Raw genomic sequence first — 21,555 nt, 5'->3', positions numbered from 1 at the left:
GGCGCCGCACCGGATTCCGCAATTCCGGTGACCCTGCAATTCCGGCCACTCCGTGGATTGGGCCCGTCTCGTGAATTCCGCGGTCTTCTTGACTTGGATAGGCCCGTTCGTAGGATCGTTTTCGTTGACTGGCCAAGGGACGGGAAACCCCATGTCTGAGAACCATGACGCCATCGTCGTAGACGCGAAGAACGAGGGCGGAGGTGGCTGTCCGGTCCCGCACGGGCGCGCCCCGCACCCGACCCAGGGCGGCGGAAACCGCCAGTGGTGGCCGGAACGGCTGAATCTGCGGATTCTTGCCAAGAATCAGCCCGTGACCAATCCGCTCGGTGCCGATTTCGACTACGCCGAGGCATTTCGCACGCTCGACCTGCCCGCGGTGAAGCGGGACATCGCCGAGGTGCTGACCACCTCGCAGGACTGGTGGCCGGCGGACTTCGGCCACTACGGCCCCTTCATGGTCCGCATGGCCTGGCACAGCGCGGGAACGTACCGCATCAGCGACGGCCGCGGCGGCGCCGGAGCGGGACAGCAGCGTTTCGCCCCGCTGAACAGCTGGCCGGACAACGGCAACCTCGACAAGGCCCGCCGCCTGCTGTGGCCGGTCAAGAAGAAGTACGGCCGCAACCTCTCCTGGGCCGATCTGATGATCCTCGCCGGCAACGTCGCCCTGGAGACCATGGGCTTCGAGACCTTCGGCTTCGGCGGCGGCCGCGTCGACGAGTGGGAGTCCGACGAGGACGTCTACTGGGGCCCCGAGACCACCTGGCTCGGCGACGAGCGCTACACCGGTGAGCGCGAGCTGGAGAACCCGCTCGCCGCCGTCCAGATGGGCCTCATCTACGTCAACCCCGAGGGCCCGAACGGCAACCCCGACCCGCTCGCCGCAGCCCGTGACATCCGCGAGACGTTCCACCGGATGGCGATGAACGACGAGGAGACCGTCGCCCTGATCGCGGGCGGCCACACCTTCGGCAAGACCCACGGCGCCGGACCCGCGGACAGCGTCGGCCCGGACCCCGAGGCGGCCCCCGTCGAGCAGCAGGGCTTCGGCTGGCACAGCACCTTCGGCACCGGCAAGGGCGGCGACGCCATCACCAGCGGTCTCGAGGGCATCTGGACGACCACCCCGACGGCCTGGGACAACAGCTTCTTCGACATCCTCTTCGGCTACGAGTGGGAGCTCTTCACCAGCCCCGCGGGCGCCCACCAGTGGCGGCCGAAGGACGGCGCGGGCGCGGGCACCGTCCCCGACGCCCACGACCCGTCGAAGCGGCACGCCCCGACCATGCTGACGACCGACCTGTCGCTGCGCTTCGACCCGGCGTACGAGCAGATCTCCCGGCGCTTCCACGAGAACCCGCAGGAGTTCGCGGACGCCTTCGCCCGCGCCTGGTTCAAGCTGACCCACCGCGACATGGGCCCCGTCGTCCGCTACCTCGGCCCGGAGGTGCCCACCGAGGAGCTGATCTGGCAGGACCCGCTGCCGCCGGTGACCCACGCTCTCGTGGACGCCGCGGACGTCGCCGACCTGAAGGGCCGCATCCTGCGCTCGGGCCTGTCCGTCGCCGAGCTGGTCTCCACCGCCTGGGCGGCGGCCTCGTCCTTCCGCGGCAGCGACAAGCGCGGCGGCGCCAACGGCGGCCGCATCCGGCTCCAGCCGCAGAGCGGCTGGGAGGTCAACGACCCGGACCGCCTGGCGACGGTGCTGCGCACCCTGGAGGGCGTCCGCGAGGCCTTCAACGACGAGCAGAGCGGCGACAAGCGGATCTCGACGGCCGACATCGTCGTGCTCGGCGGCGTCGCCGCCGTGGAGCGGGCCGCCGCCGACGCCGGGGTGCCGATCGAGGTGCCGTTCACCCCGGGCCGTACCGACGCCTCGCAGGAGCAGACGGACGTGGAGTCGTTCGCCGCCCTGGAGCCCACCGCCGACGGCTTCCGGAACTACCTCGGCAAGGGCCACCGCCTCACCGCCGAGTACCTCCTCGTCGACAGGGCCAACCTGCTCACCCTGAGCGCACCGGAGATGACGGTCCTGGTCGGCGGTCTGCGCGTCCTCGGCGCCACGCACCAGCAGTCCTCGCACGGCGTCCTCACCGCCACCCCCGGGGTCCTGACGAACGACTTCTTCGTCAACCTCCTCGACATGGGCACCGTCTGGACGTCCGCGTCCGGCGACGAGAGCACCTTCGAGGGCCGCGACGCCGCCACGGGCGAGGTCCGGTGGACCGGCACCCGCGCCGACCTGGTCTTCGGGTCGAACGCGGAGCTGCGCGCGGTGGCCGAGGTGTACGCGAGCGACGACGCCAGGGAGAAGTTCGTCCAGGACTTCGTGAAGGCGTGGGACAAGGTCATGAACCTCGACCGGTTCGACCTGGTCTGAGCGCCCCGTTCCGACCCTCCGTCCGTACGGAGACGTGGCCGGCGCCCCTGACGCGGGGCGCCGGCCACGGCGTTCTCCGGCGCGGGGCCGGGCCCGAGGGGCCCTACCCGAGGTGCCGCCGCAGGAAGGTGTGGACCAGGGCGTGGTTGTGGGCGGACTGTTCGTTGTCGCTCGCGCCCGCGTGGCCGCCACCGGTGTTCTCGTGGAGCAGGACCGGGTGGCCGAGCTCCCGCAGCCGCGCCGCGACCTTCCGGGCGTGCCCGGGGTGGACCCGGTCGTCGCGGGTCGAGGTCATCAGGAGGAGCGGCGGGTACGCGGCGTCCGCGGTGAGCCGGTGGTACGGGGAGAGGTCCCGCAGGTGCGGCCGGTCGGCCTCGACCTCGGGGTCGCCGTACTCGGCGATCCAGGACGCCCCGGCGAGGAGCTTGTGGAACCGCAGCATGTCGAGCAGCGGCACCTGGGCGACGATCGCGCCGAAGAGCCGCGGGTAGCGGGTGAGCATGGCGCCCATGAGCAGCCCGCCGTTGCTGCCGCCGGCGGCGCCGAGCATCGCCGGGGTGGTGATCCCGCGGGCGACGAGGTCCTCGGCGACGGCCGCGAAGTCCTCGAAGGCGCGCGGCCGTTCGGCGCGGAGCGCGGCCCGGTGCCAGCCCGGCCCGTACTCGCCGCCGCCCCGGATGTTCGCGATCACGTACGTGCCGCCGCGCTCCAGCCAGGCCCGGCCGGTGACGGCGCCGTAGAACGGGGTGAGGGAGACCTCGAAGCCGCCGTAGCCGTACAGGAGGGTGGGGCCGGGGCCCGGGGCGTCCGGTCCGGTGCGGTCGGGGCCGATCACGAAGTACGGGACGCGGGTGCCGTCGGCCGAGGTGGCGAAGTGCTGCCGGACGGCGAGGCCCGTGGTGTCGAAGCGGGCGGGGGCCTGCTTGAGGATCTCGGAGTCGCCGCCGATCCGCCCGTAGGAGAGCGTGGACGGCTGGAGGAACCCGGAGACGTCCAGGAAGTACTCGTCCGAGACGTCGGGGTCGGTGTCGACGACGGTGACGGCGGAGAGCGCGGGGACGTCGGCCAGCGGCTCGCGGGTCCACGGGCCGCCGTCGGCGGTGGGGGTGAGGACCTCGATGTGGGTGCTGACGTCCCGCATCAGCTCCAGGATCAGGTGGTGCCGGGTCCAGGAGTGCCCGGCGAGCGCGGTCCGCTCGTCGGGCACGAACAGCACGGTCGGGGTGCGGTCGCCGGCGAGGAAGGCGTCGAAGCCGAACGCGAGGAGGGAGCCGGCCCGCTGCCCCAGCCACGCGGACTTGAGCGTGACGATCAGGTGTTCGCGGTGGGCGTAGACCTCGGCGTCCTCGGGGACGTCGATCCGGACGAGGGTGCCGTCGGGGCGCAGCAGGTGCGTCTCACTGCGGAAGAAGTCCAGCGACCGGCCGACGAACGACCGCTCGTAGCCGGGGGTGGTGTCGTGGCTGCTCCAGGCCGACACGTCCGCCGCCCCGGCCTCGTACACCGTCGGAGCGTCCTCCAGCGGGGTGCCGCGGCGCCAGCGGCGGACCGTGCGCGGATAGCCGGAGTCGGTCAGGGAGCCCGGTCCGTGGTCGGTGCCGACGAAGACGGTGTCCTCGTCGATCCAGCAGACGCGCGTCTTCGCCTCCGGGACGGTGAAGCCGTCCTCGACGAAGGCGCGCGCGGCGAGGTCGAACTCGCGCACCACGGTGGCGTCGCCGCCGTCCCGCGAGAGCAGCAGGAGGGCGCGGTCGAACTCCGGCCTGCGGACCCGGGCCCCGGCCCACACCCAGGGCTCGCCCTCGGCCTCGGCGAGCGCGTCGACGTCGAGGAGGACCTCCCACTCCGGGTCGTCCTTGCGGTAGCGCTCGGGCGTGGTGCGCCGCCACACGCCCCGCACGTGGTCGGCGTCGCGCCAGAAGTTGTAGAGGTACGGTCCCCGGCGGGTGGTGTACGGGATGCGGTCGGAGGCGTCCAGGACCTCCCGCACACGGGCCTTGAGCGGGGCGAAGCCGGGGTCGGCGGCCAGCTCGGCGGCCGTCTCCGCGTTCCGCTCGGCCACCCAGGCGAGGGCCTCCTCTCCGAGTACGTCTTCCAGCCACAGGTACGGGTCGTCGTCATCGATCACAGGTCGATTGTGCAGGTCCGGACGGCGGAGCGAGAAGGGTCACCCGGAGGCGGGGCCCTTTCCGGGGCCATCTCCGGGGCTGCCGGCGCCTCCACCGGGGGCCGGGCCCGCCTCCGCGCCGGTGCCGGTGCCGGTGCCGCGCAGGGCCGTACGGACCGACCAGACGACCGACACCAGAGGCACGGCCACGACGGCGCCGACGATGCCCGCCGCGATCGAGTCCGCGACGACGGAGAGCGCGACGACCAGGGGGTGCAGCCGCACCGCCCAGCTCATGACTAGCGGATGCAGCAGATGCCCCTCGATCTGGCCGATGACCACGATGAGGGCCACCACGATCCCGGCGACCACCGGGCCCTCGGCGGCGAGGGCGACCACGGCGGCGACCGCGAGCGCGACGGGCGAGCCGATCAGCGGGACGAAGGCGGCGACGAACTCCAGGAGCGCCAGCGGCACGGCGAGCGGCACGCCGAGGAGCCGGAGGGCGAGGCCGACGAGGAGCGCGTTGACGGCGGCGACGAGGACGATGCCGTGCGTGTAGCCGGTGAAGGTGCGCCAGGCGGCCCGGCCGCCGGTGTCGACGCGGCCGCGGACGTGCGGGGGCAGCTGGTCGCGGAACCAGGCCCACTGGCGGTCCCCCGCGTGGACGAAGAGCACCGCGCAGAAGAGCGCGAGGGCCAGGGTGGTGAGGACGGCGACCACGTGGTGCGCCCCGCTCACCGCCTCGCCGACCAGGGCGGAGCGGTGGCTGGAGAAGAACTGGCCGATCCGGGACTGGAGGTCGGTCAGGGCCCCGGGGTCCACCCGGAAGGGGGCCCGCTCCAGCCACGCCTCGATGCGGCCGAGGCCCTCCCTGAACTCGCGGGCCAGGGTGGTGCGCTCCCCGGCGACGGCCTCGCCGACGAAGGTGAGGACGCCGAGGACGAGCGCGATCCCGCCGAGCAGGGTGAGGGCGACGGCGAGGGGGCGGGGCAGGCCGCGGGCGGCGAGGTCGACGACGGGGCGGAGCAGCGCGGTGACGACCAGGCCGAGGAAGACGGCGACGCCGATCTCGTGGAAGCGGCCGAGCAGGGCGAAGAGGGCGTAGACGAGGGCGCCGACGACGAGCAGGCGCCACGCGTGGGCGGCGGCCGTGCGGAGGAACGGGTGCACCTGCGGGGGTGTGCCTGGCTGCATGGGCTCGACCTACCACCGGTGGCGGCGCGGGCCACGCGCGCGGCCCGACGTTCGCCCGACCCGCGGGGAGGCATTCGCCCGACCGGGCCCGGAGAAAGCGTTGAGAGCGCTCTCATCCGGTGCGGGCTGCGGATATCCTGGGCGGTGTCCGTGTCCACCGGGCCGGACGGCCCCATCCGCAGACGAGGAGTGCCCGCCTTGCCCGAGCAGACCACCGGGACGCGCCCCACCCTGGAAGCCGTCGCCGCGCGCGCCGGGGTCTCCCGCGCCACCGCCTCACGGGTCGTCAACGGCGGGGCGGGCGTCCGGGCGCCGCTGGTCGAGAAGGTCCGCAGGGCAGTCGAGGAGCTCGGTTACGTCCCGAACCACGCGGCCCGCACGCTGGTCACCCGGCGCAACGGCGCGGTGGCGGTGATCATCGCGGAGCCGGAGTTCCGGATCTTCTCGGACCCGTTCTTCGAGCAGCAGGTGCGCGGGATCAGCCGGGAGCTGACCGCCCACGACACGCAGCTGGTGCTGCTCTGGGTGGAGGGGCCCGGCGACCACGACCGGATCGCCCGCTATCTGGGCGGCGGGCACGTCGACGGGGCGCTGGCCTTCTCGCTGCACGGCGACGACGCGCTGGTGGAGCTGCTCGACAGGACCCGGGTGCCGCTGGTCCTCGGCGGGCGGCCCGCACCCGGCACGGACCCGGCCGTGCCGTTCGTGGACTGCGACAACCGGGGCGGCGCGCGCGAGGCCGTACGGCACCTGGTGGGCCTGGGGCGGCGTACCGTCGCGCACATCTCGGGCCCGGTGGACCAGACGTCGGCCCTCGACCGGTTGCACGGCTACCGCGACGTGCTCCTCGACGCCGATCCCGGGCTGGTGTGCCGGGGGGAGTTCACCGAGGAGAGCGGGGAGCGGGCGATGGCCGAACTGCTGGACCGGCGGCCGGACCTCGACGGCGTGTTCGTCGCCAACGACCTGATGGCGCTCGGCGCGCTGCGGACGCTGCGGGAGCGCGGGGTGCGGGTGCCGGAGGACGTGGCGGTGGTCGGCTTCGACGACATGGCCTCGGTGGTGCACCGCAGCTCGCCTGCGCTGACGACGGTGCGCCAGGACGTCGAGGGCATGGGACGGCTGATGGTGAAGCTGCTGCTGCGGGTGATGGACGGGGCCGGGGGCGAGGTCCCGGAGTCGGTGATCACCCCGACCTCGCTGGTGCGGCGCGCCTCCGCCTGACGCCACCCCCCGCCCGACGCCCCCCGCCTGACGGCTGACGGCTGACGGCTGACGGCTGACGGCTGACGGCCGCGGACGTACGCCCGCGGCCGCCGCACGGACGAGCACGCGCGCGGCGGGCCCGGGAGACGCTCCCGGGCCCGCCGCTTCCGTTCCTGGTCCCCGCCCGGAGGCGGGTCAGGGGTCAGTCGTACGGGATGACGACGACGGACCGGTCGGCGCCCGTCCGCAGGCGCGCGTCGCCGTTGCCGATCGCGCTCCAGACCTCCAGCCTGATCGTGCCGCCCCGCAGGTCGCCGAGGGTTCCGGTGGCGGACTTCAGGCCGCGGGCCTGGGTGTACTCCTCCCAGCCGGTGACCGGGTCGGTGGCGAAGTAGTGGTAGGTCTCCGTCCGCTCGAAGGTGCCGTCGCCGGTCAGGTCGTAGCTGACGCGCGCCTGCTGGCCGAGGCCGACCGTCGTACCGGCGTCGAGCTGGAGGCGGAAGGAGGTCGCGGCGCCCGGCCGCAGGGTGCCGTTGACGCCCGTGGCCCGGTAGACGAGCGGCCTGTTCGGCGTGCCGTCGTGGTTGGCGCCCTGTGCGGACAGGACGGTGTCGGCGCCCTCCGTGCCGCCGGTGGTCGTGGTGAGCGTGCCGCCGGAGCGGAGCTGGAAGGTGTTGCCGGTGGACGGCTCGGGGTCCGGGTCCGGGTCGGTGGAGCCGGGTCCGGTGGCGGTGGCGGTGGAGCGGGCGGGGACGGCGAGGGTCCGGCCGTCGGAGAAGGTGACGGTACGGGCGGCGGCGCCGTGGTTGTGGGCGACGTAGGTGCGCGTGGTGCCCTTGGTGAAGGCGGCGGCCGTGGGCAGGTCGGCGGTCACGGACGGGTCGGGCGCGCCGATCGCGTCGAGGGTCGCGATCCAGTGGTAGGTGTGGGCGCGGGACTCGCCCGCCTCCGGCGTGTAGCCCTGGCCGGCGTCCCACTGGGCCTTCGCGGCGGCCGGGTCGGCGAAGGAGCGGAACTCCCAGAGGATGTCGCGCCACTCGACGGCGGGGCCGCCGTTCTCGCGCTCCATCTCGGCGAGGTTGCGCCGGACGGCGTCCTTGTGGCCGCCGAGGTGGAGGGAGCCGCCCGTCACGGGCAGGACGTTGATGCCGTGGATCTCCTCGGGGTTGGCGGTCCACCAGGTGGAGTAGGCGGCGCCGCTGCCCCAGACCATGCCGACGGTGTCGTGGCCGTAGGAGCCGGGGAAGACCTGCTGGTCGGCGTCGAACCAGTACTGGGCGATGGCCTCGCCCTCGGTGGCGAGCAGATAGCTGCCGAGGTCGCGCAGGGCGGTGTCGCCGGTGGCGGAGCCCCACAGGACGAGGGCGGCGCTGAGGTTGGTCGACTCGGAGGAGGACTCCTGGTTGTTGCCCGCGGCGAAGCCCTGGTGGCCGCTGGCCCAGCTGTGCCCGGCGTAGACGTCGAAGCCGCGCAGGAACGGGTAGGCGGAGTCGGTGCGGCTGGGGTTGGCGGTGTCGCGCACGAGGGTCTTCACCATGCCGCCCCAGGCGGAGTCGGCGGCCCAGGCGGGGTCGTACTGCGCGACGATCGCGGCGGCGTAGACGTAGTAGCCGTAGTGGAAGTGGTGGTCGTTGAGTTCGGTGTCGCTGCCGTAGGAGGCCGGGTAGCCGGTGAGGGTCTTCCAGGTCCTGTCGTACGAGAACTCGGCGGCCCCGCCGGCCGTGAACCACTCCTGCAGGCGGCCCTTGATCAGGCCGAGGAGCTTGTCGCGGACGGCGCCCTCGCCCATCTGGTCGGCGACGGGCACCAGCTGCGCGAGCTTGCCGAGCGCCTTGCCGGTCCAGTAGGTGTCGACGGCTCCGGAGAACGGGTCGGAGGCGTTCGCGACCTCGTTCAGGTAGCCGCGCAGCCGGGCCGCGTCGACGCCGCCGGTGCGCGGCAGCGCGGGCAGCACGGGCGCGGCCTTCTGGGCGGTGGTGAAGGAGGCGGAGGCGCGGACCTTCATCGTGCCGCGCGGGGAGACGTACGTGTACGGGGTGAGCGCGTCGGTCGTGTGGAGCCACTGGTGCCGGTACAGGGCCTGGAGCGTGCCGCGCTCGGTGCCCTCCTTGGCCTCGGTGGTGAGGGTGTAGGTGGCGCGTATCGTGCCGCCCGCGCTGCTCCAGTTCACGGTGGATCCGGTGACGAAGCTGTAGGCGTACGTGCGGAAGGTGGCGAGCGCGTCGGTGGAGGGCAGGACGGCGACGGAGAAGTAGTCCTTGCCGGCGAGGCCCGCGGTGATCGTGGAGCCCGAGACGTTCCAGTCGGCGCCGCTGGGGGCGAAGAGGGCGTAGTGGTGGCCGGCGACGGTGATGCCGAGGACGTTGCCCTGGTCGGCGAAGACGGCGGGGGCGGTGGCGGTGGTGATCCGCGCGTCGCCGCCGCTGCCCTTGGCGTACACGAAGGGCATGCCGTGGCCGATGGTGGTGCGCAGGGTGCGGGCGCCGTCGGACCAGTAGGGGGTGACGGTCCAGTCGGACCAGGCGTCGACCTTGGTGTCGGGGGCGTTGAGGCCGGTGAGGCCGAGGGTGAGGTCGCGCTTGTGGGCGTACTCGTACTGGCGGCCGTCGCCGACGACGGCGGGGGTGGTCGGGTAGCCGATGTCGAGGCCCCCGGCGGTGGCCTGGTACGTGAGCGGGTGGCCGTACATCGGGGTCGAGTACGGGTTGTCGCCGTAGCGCTGGAAGGCCAGGGAGGACCACCAGTCGTTGGTGGGGACGGGTTTGCCCTGGGCGGCGGCGGTGACCTTGGGGGTCACCGGGGTGCCGGTGTTGGTGGTGGGGCCGGAGGTTCCGGCGGGGCGGGTGTCGGAGTGGCTTCCGGCGCCGACGGGGATCGTGGCGGCGGCCGCGGGGGCTGCGGCGGGGCCGAGTCCCAGGGCGGCGAGGGCGGAGACCAGGACCAGGGCTGCGGCCGGTCGGGGTCGGGGGGCTGGCATGTACGGCACCTCGTGGGGAGGAGGGGATGGGGGGGTGGTGCGGCATGCGGAGCGAGATCCCGAGTGCGTTTCCCGACTGCTTCGAGAGCGCTCTCAGATGGCCGGAAACGTAAAACTCCCGAAACCTGGGTGTCAAGAGAGCGCGCACAGACCTGACTTGGCCCCGAGTCCAAGCCGTTACGCCTTCAACTCTTGACGGGACGGGCACGCCAGGGGCACGCTCCAACCGCATTGCTGAGAGCGCTCTCAAGCGTCTCTCGTCGTCCGGAGCCAAGGGAGGCTTCCCATGCCCATCGCCCGAGCCGCCAAGAGAGCCGTCGTCCGCCTGGGCGCGGTCGCACTCACCGGGGCGCTGCTCGCCGCCTGCGGGAGTTCGACGGACGGGACGTCCGCCGACGGCGCGGGGGGCGGGGTCACGATCACCGTGGACCTGTTCGGCTCCTTCGGCTACAAGGAGGCCGGGCTCTACGCCGAGTACGAGAAGCTGCACCCCGGCGTCACCATCAAGCAGACGGACACCGAGGACGAGGCCGACTACTGGAAGTCCCTCCAGACCCGCCTCGCGGGCGGCGCCGGCCTCGCCGACGTCCAGGGCATCGAGGTCGGCCGGATCGCCTCGGTCACCCAGCAGCAGACCGAGCGCTTCGAGGACCTCCGGAAGTACGGCGCGGACGGGCTGAAGGCGCAGTTCGCCGACGCCAAGTGGGCGGCCGCCACCGCGAAGAACGGCGAGGTCCTCGGCCTCGGCACCGACGTCGGCCCCGAGGCGATGTGCTACCGCACGGACCTGTTCCGGCAGGCCGGGCTCCCCACCGACCGCGAGGAACTCGCCAAGCGCTGGTCCACCTGGGACGGCTACCTGGCCCTCGGCAAGCAGTACAAGGCGAAGGCCCCCGGCAAGAGCGCCTGGCTCGACAGCGTCGGCAGCCTCTACTCGATCATGATCGGCCAGCAGAAGGAGCGGTACTACGACGCCTCCGGCGCGCTGATCTGGGAGACGAACCCGGCCCTGCGCGACGCCTGGGACCACTCCGTCGCCGCCGCGCAGGACGGGCTGAGCGCCAAGCTCGACCAGTGGTCGCCGCAGTGGAACCAGGCCTTCGCCGCCGGTTCCTTCGCCACCATCCCGTGCCCCGCCTGGATGCTCGGCTACATCAAGGGCCAGGCGGGCGAGGCCGGCAAGGGCAAGTGGGACGTCGCCAAGCTCCCGGGCGGCGCGGGCAACTGGGGCGGCTCCTACCTCGCCGTGCCCAAGGCGGCCAAGCACAAGAAGGAGGCGTACGAGCTGATCGCCTGGCTCACCGCCCCCGAGCAGCAGGCCAAGCTCTTCCGCAAGCAGGGCAACTTCCCGTCCGCCACGGGCGCGATCGACGCGGTCGCCGGAGCGACCGACCCGTACTTCTCCGGCGCCCCGATCGGGAAGATCTTCGGCGAGGCCGTGAAGGAGGCCCCCGTCCAGGTCCTCGGTCTGCACGACCAGAACATCGCGCAGCAGATCACCAACGCGCTGAGCGAGGTCGAGCGCAAGGGCACCTCGCCCGAGGACGCCTGGTCGAACGCGAAGAAGGGCGTCGCCAACACCCTCGGCTGACGCGCCCCTTCCCCTCCCCTCCCTCCTCCGTCTCCCCGCGCCGCCACGGCCTCCCCGCCCGGGCGGCGCGGGGAGACGGACCACCGCACCCACCACCCCGAAGGGCCGCCCGTGACCCTCACCGCACCCGAGACCCCGGCGCCGCCGAAGCCGGTCGCCCCGCCCCCGCGCCGGGGCTCCGCACGGCGCGCGTGGCAGACCTTCTCGCCGTACGCCTACATCGCCCCCTTCTTCACCCTCTTCGCCGCCTTCGGCCTCTTCCCGCTGATCTACACGGCGTTCGTCTCGCTCTACCGCGTGGAGCTGCAGACCCCCGGCGACATGGAGTGGCGCGGCCTCGGCAACTACACGGCGCTGTTCTCCGACTCGTACTTCTGGACCTCGCTGCGCAACACGTTCACGATCGGCGTCCTGTCCACCGTGCCGCAGCTGGTGATGGCCCTCGGCCTCGCCCACCTCCTCAACTACCGGATGCGCGGCCGCACGTTCCTGCGGACGGCGGTGCTGCTGCCGTACGCGACCTCCGTCGCCGCCGCCACCCTCGTCTTCGCGCAGCTCTTCGGCCGGGACTTCGGCCTGATCAACTACGCCCTCGGGCTCGTCGGCGTCGACCCCGTCGACTGGCAGAACGGCACCGTCGCCTCCCAGATCGCCGTCTCCACGGTCGTCATCTGGCGCTGGACCGGCTACAACGCGCTGATCTACCTGGCCGGCATGCAGTCGATCCCCGACGAGCTGTACGAGGCCGCCGCCATGGACGGGGCGTCACGGTGGCGGCAGTTCTTCCACGTCACCCTGCCCGGTCTGCGGCCCACCATCGTCTTCACCGTCATCGTCTCCACGATCGGCGCCACCCAGCTCTTCGGCGAGCCGCTGCTGCTCGAAGGATCGATGTCGGGCGGCATCTCGCACCAGTACCAGACGCTCGGCCTCTACATGTACGAACAGGGCTGGGGCTTCTTCCACCTGGGGCGCGCGGCCGCGATCGCCTGGGTGATGTTCCTGCTCATCGTGGTGCTCGTCGGCGTCAACGCCCTGATCGCGCGCCGCCGTTCCCGCAAGGACGGCACCGACCGCAAGGAGGCCGGCCGATGACCGCGCTCGCCGATCCGCCGACCGCTCCCCCGAAGCCTCCGGTACGGGTCCGGGCGCCGCGCCGACGGCCCTCGGGCGCCGGGCGCACCCTGCACGCCGGCCCCCTCGCGTACGGCATCCTGGTCCTCGCGGTGCTGGTCTCCGCGTTCCCGTTCTACTGGACGCTCATCGCGGCCAGCCGGACCAACGCGGACCTGGCGCGGGTGCCGCCGTCGCTCGTCCCCGGCCCGCACCTGATCCGCAACTTCCAGGCCGTCCTCGACGAGGCGGACATCGGCACGGCCCTGCTCAACTCGCTGATCGTCTCCGGGTCGATCACGCTCGGCACCGTGCTGTGCTGCACGCTCGCCGGCTTCGCCTTCGCCAAGCTGCGCTTCCGGGGCCGGGGCGCGCTGCTCGCGGTCACCGTGGGCACGATGATGATCCCGCCGCAGCTCGGGGTGATCCCGCTGTTCATGCTCGTCGCCGAGCTGGGGTGGGTGAACCAGCTCCAGTCGGTGATCCTGCCGGGCCTGGTGTCGGCGTTCGGCGTGTTCTTCATGCGGCAGTACCTGGTGCAGTCGCTCCCCGACGAGCTGATCGAGGCGGCCCGGGTCGACGGGGCCTCCACGGCCCGGATCTTCTGGTCGATCGTGGTGCCGATCGCCCGGCCCGGCATGGCTGTCCTCGGACTGCTGACCTTCATGGCCTCCTGGAACGACTTCTTCTGGCCGATCGTGGCCCTGTCCTCCTCCGAGCCCACCGTCCAGGTCGCGCTGCGCCAGCTCGGCGGCGGGTACGTCCACGACCAGTCGGTGATCATGGCAGGCACGCTGCTGGGCACCCTGCCCGTGCTGCTCGTCTTCGGGCTCCTCGGCCGGCAGATCGTCGGCGGGATCATGCAGGGCGCGGTCAAGGGCTGACCCCGGCCGCCCCTCCCCCGGCTCTCCTCCTCTTCAACCGACCTCTCACCTACGGGAGTTCCGCTCCGATGACCACGCTCGACGCTCGCCCCGACACGACGCCCGCCCTGCGGTTCCCGACGGACTTCCGCTGGGGCACGGCCACCGCCGCGTACCAGATCGAGGGCGCGGCGGCCGAGGACGGCCGCACGCCGTCCATCTGGGACACCTTCAGCCGCACGCCGGGCAAGGTCCGCAACGGCGACACCGGCGACATCGCCGCCGACCACTACCACCGGCTCGACGAGGACATCGCGCTGATGCGGCGGATCGGCGTCACCGACTACCGGTTCTCGGTCGCCTGGCCCCGGGTGCAGCCGACCGGCCGCGGGCCGGCGGTGGAGAAGGGCCTCGACTTCTACCGGCGGCTCGTCGACGGGCTCCTGGAGGCGGGCATCCGGCCCGTGGCGACCCTGTACCACTGGGACCTGCCGCAGGAGCTGGAGGACGCCGGGGGCTGGCCGCAGCGGGAGACGGCGTACCGCTTCGCCGAGTACGCCGGGATCATGGCGGAGGCGCTCGGCGACCGGGTGGCGACCTGGACCACCCTGAACGAGCCCTGGTGCGCCGCCTTCCTCGGGTACGGGAACGGGGTCCACGCCCCGGGCCGGACCAGCGCCGTCGCCTCCCTGCGCGCCGCCCACCACCTGAACCTGGCGCACGGTCTGGCGGCGCGGGTGCTGCGGGGCGCGCTGCCGGACTCCTCCGAGGTGTCCCTGACACTCAACCTCCATGCCGTGCGGGCCTGTTCGAGCGACCCGGAGGACGTGGACGCGGCCCGCCGGATCGACGCCGTCGGCAACCGGATCTTCCTGGACCCGGTCTTCCACGGGCGGCTCCCGGAGGACCTGGTCCGCGACACCGCGCCGGTCACGGACTGGTCGTTCGTGGCGGACGGCGACCTGGCGACGGCGGCCGCGCCGATCGACTCGCTCGGCATCAACTACTACGCGCCCTCGCTCGTCGGCGCGGGCAGCTCCGAGTCCCCCTCGCCGTGGGCGGGGGCGGAGCGGCACGTGCGGTTCGAGCAGATCCCGGGGCCGCGCACCGCGATGGACTGGCCGGTCGACGCGGACGGACTGCACGAGCTGCTCGTGCGGCTGCGGGACGAGCTGCCGGGCGTGCCGCTGGTCATCACCGAGAACGGGGCGGCCTACGACGACTACGCCGACCCCTCGGGCCGGGTGAAGGACCCGGAGCGGGTGGCGTACCTGCGGTCCCATCTGGCGGCGGTGCACCGGGCGCTCGCGGACGGGGTGGACGTGCGCGGCTACTTCCTCTGGTCGCTCCTGGACAACTTCGAGTGGGCGTACGGCTACAGCAAGCGCTTCGGGATCGTGCACGTGGACTTCGCGACGCAGCGCCGGACGCCGAAGGACAGCGCCCGCTGGTACGGGGAGGTCATCGCCCGGGGCGGCCTGGACGCCTCCTGAGGAACGGCCCCGCACCGGGAGGCGCCGCCGTGGCGGGGCGTCCCGGTGCGGGGAGGCCAAGGGCCCGTGGTCAGGGGCCCGTGATCAGGGGCCCGTGGTCAGGGCCCGTGGTCAGGCGCGCTGCCAGAGGGCCGGGGTGTTCGGGGGTTCCCAGCCGGTCTGGGCCTGGTGGCCCTGGAGGCAGCGGTAGGTGGAGCCGCCGTACGTGACGGTGTCACCGGCCGCGTAGACCTTGCCGGCCGCCCAGGTGCCGCCCGGCTGGGGCTCGCCGGGGCCGGGGCCGGGGCCCGGGTCGCCGCCGGTGGTCTTCAGGGTGAGGCCGTAGGTCTGGAGCAGCGGGTTGAGGGGCTGGAAGAAGGTGGTGCCGCCGCTGGAGCAGGTGCCGGAGCCGCCGGAGGTGACGCCCTGCGCCTGGCTGCCCGAGATGTACGAGCCGCCGGAGTCGCCGGGTTCGGCGCAGACGGTGGTGCGGGTCACCCCGGTGATGGTGCCCTCGGGGTAGGTGACGCTGGTGTTGTGCTGCTGGATGGTGCCGCAGTGCCAGCCGGTGGTCGAGCCGGAGCGGCAGACGGAGGCGCCGACGGGCTGGAGGACCGATCCGGTCACCTGGACGGCGGCGCCGCCGGCGCCCTTGACGTACGGGGTGGCGGTCCAGTTGGTGTTGGCGGCGACCCAGGCCATGTCGCTGCCCGGGAAGACGGAGCCCTGGAAGGTGCCCTGGGCGACCTGGTTGAAGCCGCTGGTGGTGGTGCCCGTGCGGCCGCAGTGCCCTGCGGTGGCGAAGCCCTGGGTGGTGCCGCGGGTGACCGCGAAGCCGACGGAGCAGCGGCCGCCGCCGCCCATGTAGTACGCGTCGCCGCCCCGGATGTCGTACAGCGGGCGGGGTGCCTCGATGGTGGGGACGACGCGGACGAGGGCGCGCGGGACGCCGGTGGCGGCGAGGAGCCGGTCGGCTGCCCCGGCGCGGGTCTCCTCGACGACGAGGACGTTGGCGCGGACGTCGACGTAGCGGACGGGCGCGTCGGCTCCGGCGGCCCGGTCAAGGGACGCCTTGGCGCCTTCAAGGGCGGCGAGTGCGTGCGGGACGACCCGGACGGAGGCGCCCGCGGCGCGTATCGCGGCGGCGTCGGCGGCGCGGGTGGTGGCGACGGTCAGGGTCCCGGCCTCCGCCCCGCCGACCCAGGCGCCGGCGAACGCGGCGCCGAGGTCCTGCCGGAGCCGGGCGGCGGTGGCTCCGGCCTCGGCCTCGTTGGCCAGCCGGACGAGGGCCTGGTCCCGGGTGAGGTGCAGATCGCGCTGCATCGCGCGGAGCAGCTCGGGCGGGGCGGAGCCGGCGCCGAGGCTCTGCGCGGCGGTCGCGGCGGACGGACCCGGGTCGGGGGCCGCGGTGGCGGACCCGGCCTGGAGCCCGGCGAGCGCGAGCCCGGCGGCGGCCAGCGCGGTACACGCCGTGCGGGCGTGTCGTCGGAGCATGGGGTGTCTCCTCGGTTGTCGGTGGGGGATCGGTCGACACCGTAGGGACCCCGGTGGAGGCTCGGGGAGCTGCCGTTCGGCCCTCGCCATCGCGTTATGGCCCCGCGGGCGGGGGCGCGCCCTGGGCGCGGGCCAGGGCGGTGGTGTGGGCGGCGCGCGCGTGGGCGAGCACCGTGGCGGCGCGTGCGGCCGCGCGGCCTTCGGGGTGCCAGCCGAGGAGGTGGCGCCAGACGAGCGGGGCTCCCGCCAGGGGTCGGGTGACGATGCCGGGGGTGGCCGGGAAGGTGGCGCGGCAGAGGCCCACGGCGCGGCCGACCTGGACCAGGTGGACGCAGGAGGCAGTGTCCGTCTCGTAGACGCAGGCGGGGGTGAAGCCGGCGCGGACGCAGGCGGCGGCGAAGCAGTCGCCGAAACAGCCGTCGCCGGGGACGTCGGTCCAGGCCTCGGCCGCCAGCTCGGCGAGCGCGATCTCGGTGCGGTGCGCGAGGGGGTGGCCGGTGGCGAGCATCACGTACACGGGGTCGCGGGCGACCTCCGTCCAGGCGAGGCGGCCCGCCTCGGGCGGCGAACTCTCCCCGCAGACGCCGACGAGGGCGAAGTCGAGACGTCCTGCGACGACCCCGGCGGCGATCTCCCGTTCGGACCAGGAGGTGTACGTGGTGACGGGCGCGCCCGGTTCGGCGCGGGCGAGCAGGTCGACGAGGCCGCCGAGGAGCGGGCCGTGGGTGGCGCCGAGGCGGTGGCCGCCCGCGCCCTCGCGGGCGAACCGGACGGCCTCCTCCTGGAGTTCGCAGACGGCGGGGAGGACGACGCGGGCGCGGTCGAGGACGAGGTCGCCGAGGGCGGTGACGCGGACGCCCTCCCTGCTCCGCTCGAAGAGGGCGCCGCCGAGGGCCCGCTCGATGCGTTTGAGCTGGGCGCTCAGCGCGGGCTGCGCGAGGCCGAGGACGGTGGCGGCGCGCGTGAGGCTGCCGGCGTCCGCGATGGCACGGATCGTCTTGAGGTGCCGCAACTCCAGGTCCATGGCCAGATCTTGACGCCGAGCGCGATACAGGTCCAGACCAAGGAGCGGAACCGGGTGCCGGGGCTTGGATTCCCCCGCCCCAACCCCTAGGGTGATTAGGTAAGCCTTACCTAACAAGCCTGGAGGTTGTTCGATGGCCGCCGACCACACCGCCGCGATCCGGCCCACCGACGCCGAGCGCGTCCGCACCGTCGTGGCCGCCGCCGACTCGCTCACCGTGGTCACCGGCGCCCGCGACTACGACCTCCTCGGGGCGGGTCTCCACACGGTCGACGACGACGGCCGGCTCCTCCTCCACGTCCCGGCGGACAGCCCGCTCACCGCCGAGGTCGCCACGGCCCCCTGTGGAGTCCTGTCCACGCTCCTGAAGTTCACGGACGTCGCCCCGGTCGCGCTGCGCGACCGGGTCCGCGCCCGGGTCACCTTCGCGGGCTGGCTGACGCCCGGCGAGCGGGAGACGGAGCTGCGCCTGGACACGGCGCACGTCTCCCTGGAGACGGCCCGCGGCACCGTGACCGTCGGCCTCGACGAGCTGGCGCTCGCCCGGCCGGACGCCCTCGCGCCGTACGAGGCGGGCATGCTGACCCACCTCGTCGACGACCACGAGGACGTCGTCCGTGTCCTCACCCATCTGCTGGCGCCGGAGGTCCTGGAGGGCGCGCACGCGGTCCGGCCCGCCGCGGTGGACCGCCACGGGCTGACCCTCCGCGCCGAACGGGCCGACGGGCACGCCGACGTACGCCTGCCGTTCCCGACCCCCGCCTGCGGTCCTGCGGAGGTGGGCGTCCGCATCCAGGCGCTGATCGCGGCGGCCGAGCGGGCGTTCCACGGGGTGGGGACGGTGCCGCTGGGCACCGCCGAGTGACCTCAGAGCGGACCGTCGCCGTCGCCTCCCCCGCCACCGTTGATCCCGCCGTTGCCGTCGAACCCGCCGCCGTTCCCGTCGAATCCGCCGCCGTTCCCGTCGAACTCGCCGTCACTGTCGGTCCCGCCCTCGAAGTTCTCCCGCGCCAGGCGCAGGGCCAGCTCCTGGAGGATCAGTTCGGTGCCCGGCTCCGCGCCCGTGCCGTCGTACGCGTCGGCGATCGTCTCGAAGGCGAGGACGAAGCCGTTGACCAGGGCGCTCAGCGGCGCCGAGAGCTGGGAGAGGACGGCGAGCCCGGCCTCCTCCGCGCTCGCGCCCATCGGCACCTCGAACTGATCGGGAATCACCTCGCCGAGCAGGTCGGAGGCGACGCGCTCGTCCACGTCGGCGCGGAGTGCCGTCAGCGCGGCGATGGCCTTGAGCTTGATCTCGTTGTCCTTCACCCGCCCGAGCCTAGGAGGCCCGGGCGGTGGGATCCGGCATCAGGGGGCCTGGGCGGCCCGGCGTGCCGTGCCGGATCGGGGGCTACGCGGCGTTCGGGCCGACGTCCGTCGGCGTGAGCGGACGGCGCAGGGGGGCGGTGGTCGTGTACTCGTCGGCGCCGATGTCCCGGGTGGTGCCGCGCAGGTGCCCGTCGATGTCCTCGGCGACGGCCGGGGTCGCGAGGGTGGCCGCGCCGATCGCGGGGCTGCCCGCGGTCAGGCGGTGGACCCCGTCGGTGCCCTGCTGGAGGCGAGGGTCGACGCGGACGAAGCCGCCGGAGGGGATGGTGCCGTTGGCGGCGCTGCCCCACAGGATGTTGCTCCGCCAGGTGAAGCCGCTGGTGGCGCCCATGGCGACGAGGTTGCCGGAGTTCCCGACGATCAGGTTGTCGGCGACGACGACGTCCCGGGGTTCGTAGGTCCTGGTCTCGCCGGTGAGCGACTGGGCGTTGCCGTAGAGGGTGTTGTGGGCGAAGACGGCGCGGTCGCAGGCGTCGTTGCCGCGCCGCTCCTCGGTCGTCTCGCCCGCGTGGTGGTCGCGGGTGGTGCCGCTGCCGACGACCATCGCCCTGCCGGACAGGCCGGCGACGTAGTTGTTGACGATCACGTGGTCGTTGCCGTAGACGCGCACGCCGTCGTGGCCGCCGAGGATGTGGTTGCCGTCGACCGTCGTGCCGTTGCCGTGGCGCAGCACGATGCCGCCGAGGCTGTCGCGGATGGTGTTGTGGCGGACGGTGTTGTCGGAGGACTTCACGGAGATGGTCTCCGGGTCGCCGTCGCAGCGCTCGAAGAGGTTGTACTCGACGAGGGCGTGGGCGGCGGTGAGCGCGCGGGAGCTGACGCCGAGGCGGATGGGCTCGCCGCCGTTGGCTCCGGCGAAGGTGTGGTCGGAGAAGTGGTTGCGGAGGACGTGGAGACGCTGGGCCATGCCCTCGGTGCCGGGTCCGTCGACCCGGAGGAAGATGCCCTCTGTGGTCTTGTGGTGGAAGTGGTTGCGGTCGACCTTGGCGTCGTCGCCCTGCACGATCACCCAGTCGAGGCCGGCGACGTCGGCGAAGCGGAGGTCGTTGCGGGTCAGCCGGATGCGGGTGCTGCCGACGGGGATCACCAGGGAGGTGCTCTGCCGCAGGGCGAAGCCGCTGATGGTGATGTTGCTGGAGTTGCTGAAGACGAAGCTGCGTTCGCCCTGGAGGACCGCGCCGCCGCGGCTGGCCGCGACGACGGTGATCGGGGCGCTGGTGGTGCCGTTCTTCCCCGACACGGTGACAGCGCCGCCGGACGGCACGGTGTAGGTGCCGTCGCCGAGGACGATCCGGTCGCCCGGTCCTGCGGAGTTGATCGCGCTCTGGAGGTCCTTGAGGGAGTAGACCCACGTCTCGGCCGCGGCGGCCGCGGCCGTCGTGCCGGTGGCGCCGCCGGCACCGGTCGCTCCGCCGGCGGCCAGGGCGGCCGACGGTACGGCCGCGAACGCCGTGCCCAGCAGCGTGCCCTTCAGAAGCGTGCGTCGTCGCATGATGCCTTCCCTCGATGCTCGGTGGATGCGCGGCCGCGGTCCCGTCCCGTGGCGCGTCCCTCCCAGCGTGGCGGTCGGCCCTGCCGTCCCGCTTACGTCCCGCTAACGGCCGTCCCGCTGAGGACCGTGGCGTCTACGGCTGTCGCGCTCAGAACCGTGCGCTACCGCCCGTCGCGGGCGGCGGTGGCCGGCCGCGACGGGCCCGTTCGGCCCCGCAACGATCTGTTCACACGATCGGGTGAGGAAAGCGGGAGCCGGCGGGGAGAATCGCGGGGAAGGGCTTGGGCCGCCGTCCTCCGGGGCGCCCGGAAGGACGGAATCGTGTGATGGGCATCGAAACCGCGCTGCTCGGCTTCGCCACCGGGCTCGTGCTCGCGGCGGTCACCGCGCCCGTGGGCGTCTCGGGCGCGGTCTTCCTGCTGCCGGTGCAGGTGAGCGTGCTCGGGGTGCCGAGTCCCGCCGTGACGCCGACGAACCTGCTGTACAACGTGGTCGCCGGACCGGGCGCGCTGCTCCGGCACCGCAGGACGGGGGCGCTGGGCGGCCCGCTCACGCGGCTGCTGCTCCTGGGCACGGTGCCGGGAGTGGTCCTCGGGGCGCTGATCCGGGCGTGGGCGGTCCCCGGGGCCGTGGTGTTCCGGCTCTTCGTGGCGGCGCTGCTGCTGCCGCTCGGTCTGTGGCTCTGCCTGCGGACGCTGCGCCCGGCCCGGCCCGCGACGGGGCACGTGACGGGGCGCGCGGGGCGCGTGACGGGGCACGTGACGGGGCGCGTGACGGGACCTCCGACGAGTCCGGTGACGAGTCCGGTGACGGGTGCTCAGGTCGGGCCGCCGGAGGCTGACCGGGCGACGGAGACTGCCCTGACGACCGGGGCGGCCGGGCCGTCGCGGCGGGCCACCGCGTGGCTGGCGCTCGGGGTCGGCGCCGTCGGGGGCGTGTACGGCATCGGCGGCGGCTCGCTGATCGGCCCGGTCCTCGTGGGGCGCGGACTGCCCGTCGCCACGGTCGCCCCGGCCGCGCTCGCCGCCACCTTCGTCACGTCGGTCGTCGGCGCCGTCGCGTACGGTCTGCTCGCGCTGGTCGGCGGCGCGCACCTCGCGCCCGACTGGTCCCTCGGACTCTCCTGCGGCCTGGGTGGTCTCGTCGGCGGGCACCTCGGGGCCCGGCTCCAGCCGCGCCTGCCGGAGGCGGCGCTGCGGCTGCTCCTCGGCGCGACGGCGGCCGGCGTCGGTGCCTTCTACGCCGCGCAGGTTCTGGCCTGACACACC

At 73.6% G+C, this 21,555-nt stretch carries 15 protein-coding genes; 8 read left to right on the top strand and 7 right to left on the bottom strand.

What is annotated here, in order from left to right:
- Positions 1 to 151: 151 nt before the first annotated feature.
- Entirely contained in the window at positions 152 to 2,383 is a 2,232-nt protein-coding gene (gene katG, locus ACWDVG_RS19095; RefSeq protein ID WP_451700422.1) for a catalase/peroxidase HPI, read from the top strand.
- 103 nt (positions 2,384 to 2,486) lie between these two features.
- Here katG and ACWDVG_RS19090 read toward each other — a convergent pair whose 3' ends face one another.
- Positions 2,487 to 4,508 (bottom strand): prolyl oligopeptidase family serine peptidase, encoded by a 2,022-nt coding sequence (locus ACWDVG_RS19090; protein WP_451700448.1) that lies wholly within the window; start codon positions 4,506 to 4,508, stop codon positions 2,487 to 2,489.
- Between the two features lie 42 nt (positions 4,509 to 4,550).
- The gene (locus ACWDVG_RS19085; RefSeq protein ID WP_451700420.1) at positions 4,551 to 5,687 is read right to left on the bottom strand and encodes an AI-2E family transporter; all 1,137 of its coding nucleotides are present in this window, start codon (positions 5,685 to 5,687) and stop codon (positions 4,551 to 4,553) included.
- A 198-nt stretch (positions 5,688 to 5,885) separates the two neighbouring features.
- Here ACWDVG_RS19085 and ACWDVG_RS19080 point away from each other — a divergent pair, with 198 nt between their 5' ends.
- Positions 5,886 to 6,911, top strand: a complete 1,026-nt coding sequence (locus tag ACWDVG_RS19080; RefSeq protein WP_451700419.1) for a LacI family DNA-binding transcriptional regulator — start codon at positions 5,886 to 5,888, stop codon at positions 6,909 to 6,911.
- Between the two features lie 184 nt (positions 6,912 to 7,095).
- Here ACWDVG_RS19080 and ACWDVG_RS19075 read toward each other — a convergent pair whose 3' ends face one another.
- On the bottom strand, positions 7,096 to 9,870 hold the full coding sequence (locus tag ACWDVG_RS19075; RefSeq protein WP_451700418.1) for a glycosyl hydrolase: 2,775 nt from the start codon (positions 9,868 to 9,870) through the stop codon (positions 7,096 to 7,098).
- 286 nt (positions 9,871 to 10,156) lie between these two features.
- Between ACWDVG_RS19075 and ACWDVG_RS19070 the strand changes: the two genes are divergently transcribed.
- The 4 genes from ACWDVG_RS19070 (at position 10,157) to ACWDVG_RS19055 (ending at position 14,930) form a co-directional block, all read left to right on the top strand.
- Positions 10,157 to 11,461 (top strand): ABC transporter substrate-binding protein, encoded by a 1,305-nt coding sequence (locus ACWDVG_RS19070; RefSeq protein ID WP_451700417.1) that lies wholly within the window; start codon positions 10,157 to 10,159, stop codon positions 11,459 to 11,461.
- A 111-nt stretch (positions 11,462 to 11,572) separates the two neighbouring features.
- Entirely contained in the window at positions 11,573 to 12,556 is a 984-nt protein-coding gene (locus ACWDVG_RS19065; RefSeq protein WP_451700416.1) for a carbohydrate ABC transporter permease, read from the top strand.
- The gene (locus ACWDVG_RS19060; protein WP_451700415.1) at positions 12,553 to 13,458 is read left to right on the top strand and encodes a carbohydrate ABC transporter permease; all 906 of its coding nucleotides are present in this window, start codon (positions 12,553 to 12,555) and stop codon (positions 13,456 to 13,458) included. The genes ACWDVG_RS19065 and ACWDVG_RS19060 overlap by 4 nt, the downstream gene beginning before the upstream one ends.
- A 68-nt stretch (positions 13,459 to 13,526) precedes the next feature.
- Positions 13,527 to 14,930 (top strand): GH1 family beta-glucosidase, encoded by a 1,404-nt coding sequence (locus ACWDVG_RS19055; RefSeq protein WP_451700413.1) that lies wholly within the window; start codon positions 13,527 to 13,529, stop codon positions 14,928 to 14,930.
- Positions 14,931 to 15,041: 111 nt separating this feature from the next.
- Here the strand turns inward: ACWDVG_RS19055 and ACWDVG_RS19050 are convergent, their stop codons facing one another.
- Both ACWDVG_RS19050 and ACWDVG_RS19045 read right to left on the bottom strand, forming a co-directional pair.
- Positions 15,042 to 16,403: a carbohydrate-binding protein gene (locus ACWDVG_RS19050; RefSeq protein ID WP_451700412.1), complete on the bottom strand. Its 1,362-nt coding sequence runs from the start codon at positions 16,401 to 16,403 to the stop codon at positions 15,042 to 15,044.
- Positions 16,404 to 16,497: 94 nt separating this feature from the next.
- The gene (locus ACWDVG_RS19045) at positions 16,498 to 17,427 is read right to left on the bottom strand and encodes a LysR family transcriptional regulator (RefSeq protein WP_451700411.1); all 930 of its coding nucleotides are present in this window, start codon (positions 17,425 to 17,427) and stop codon (positions 16,498 to 16,500) included.
- A 133-nt stretch (positions 17,428 to 17,560) separates the two neighbouring features.
- Here ACWDVG_RS19045 and ACWDVG_RS19040 point away from each other — a divergent pair, with 133 nt between their 5' ends.
- Complete coding sequence (locus ACWDVG_RS19040) at positions 17,561 to 18,292, top strand: DUF2470 domain-containing protein (RefSeq protein ID WP_451700410.1); 732 nt, start codon at positions 17,561 to 17,563, stop codon at positions 18,290 to 18,292.
- A gap of 2 nt (positions 18,293 to 18,294) precedes the next feature.
- Here ACWDVG_RS19040 and ACWDVG_RS19035 read toward each other — a convergent pair whose 3' ends face one another.
- Both ACWDVG_RS19035 and ACWDVG_RS19030 read right to left on the bottom strand, forming a co-directional pair.
- On the bottom strand, positions 18,295 to 18,735 hold the full coding sequence (locus tag ACWDVG_RS19035; protein ID WP_451700409.1) for a hypothetical protein: 441 nt from the start codon (positions 18,733 to 18,735) through the stop codon (positions 18,295 to 18,297).
- 82 nt (positions 18,736 to 18,817) lie between these two features.
- Positions 18,818 to 20,287: a chondroitinase-B domain-containing protein gene (locus ACWDVG_RS19030; protein ID WP_451700408.1), complete on the bottom strand. Its 1,470-nt coding sequence runs from the start codon at positions 20,285 to 20,287 to the stop codon at positions 18,818 to 18,820.
- Between the two features lie 326 nt (positions 20,288 to 20,613).
- On the opposite strand from ACWDVG_RS19030, the gene ACWDVG_RS19025 reads away from it, so the two are divergent.
- Positions 20,614 to 21,549: a TSUP family transporter gene (locus ACWDVG_RS19025; protein WP_451700407.1), complete on the top strand. Its 936-nt coding sequence runs from the start codon at positions 20,614 to 20,616 to the stop codon at positions 21,547 to 21,549.
- Positions 21,550 to 21,555: the final 6 nt, after the last annotated feature.

This window comes from Streptomyces sp. NPDC003327, assembly GCF_053589515.1.
This window is presented reverse-complemented; position numbering and strand designations above follow the sequence as displayed.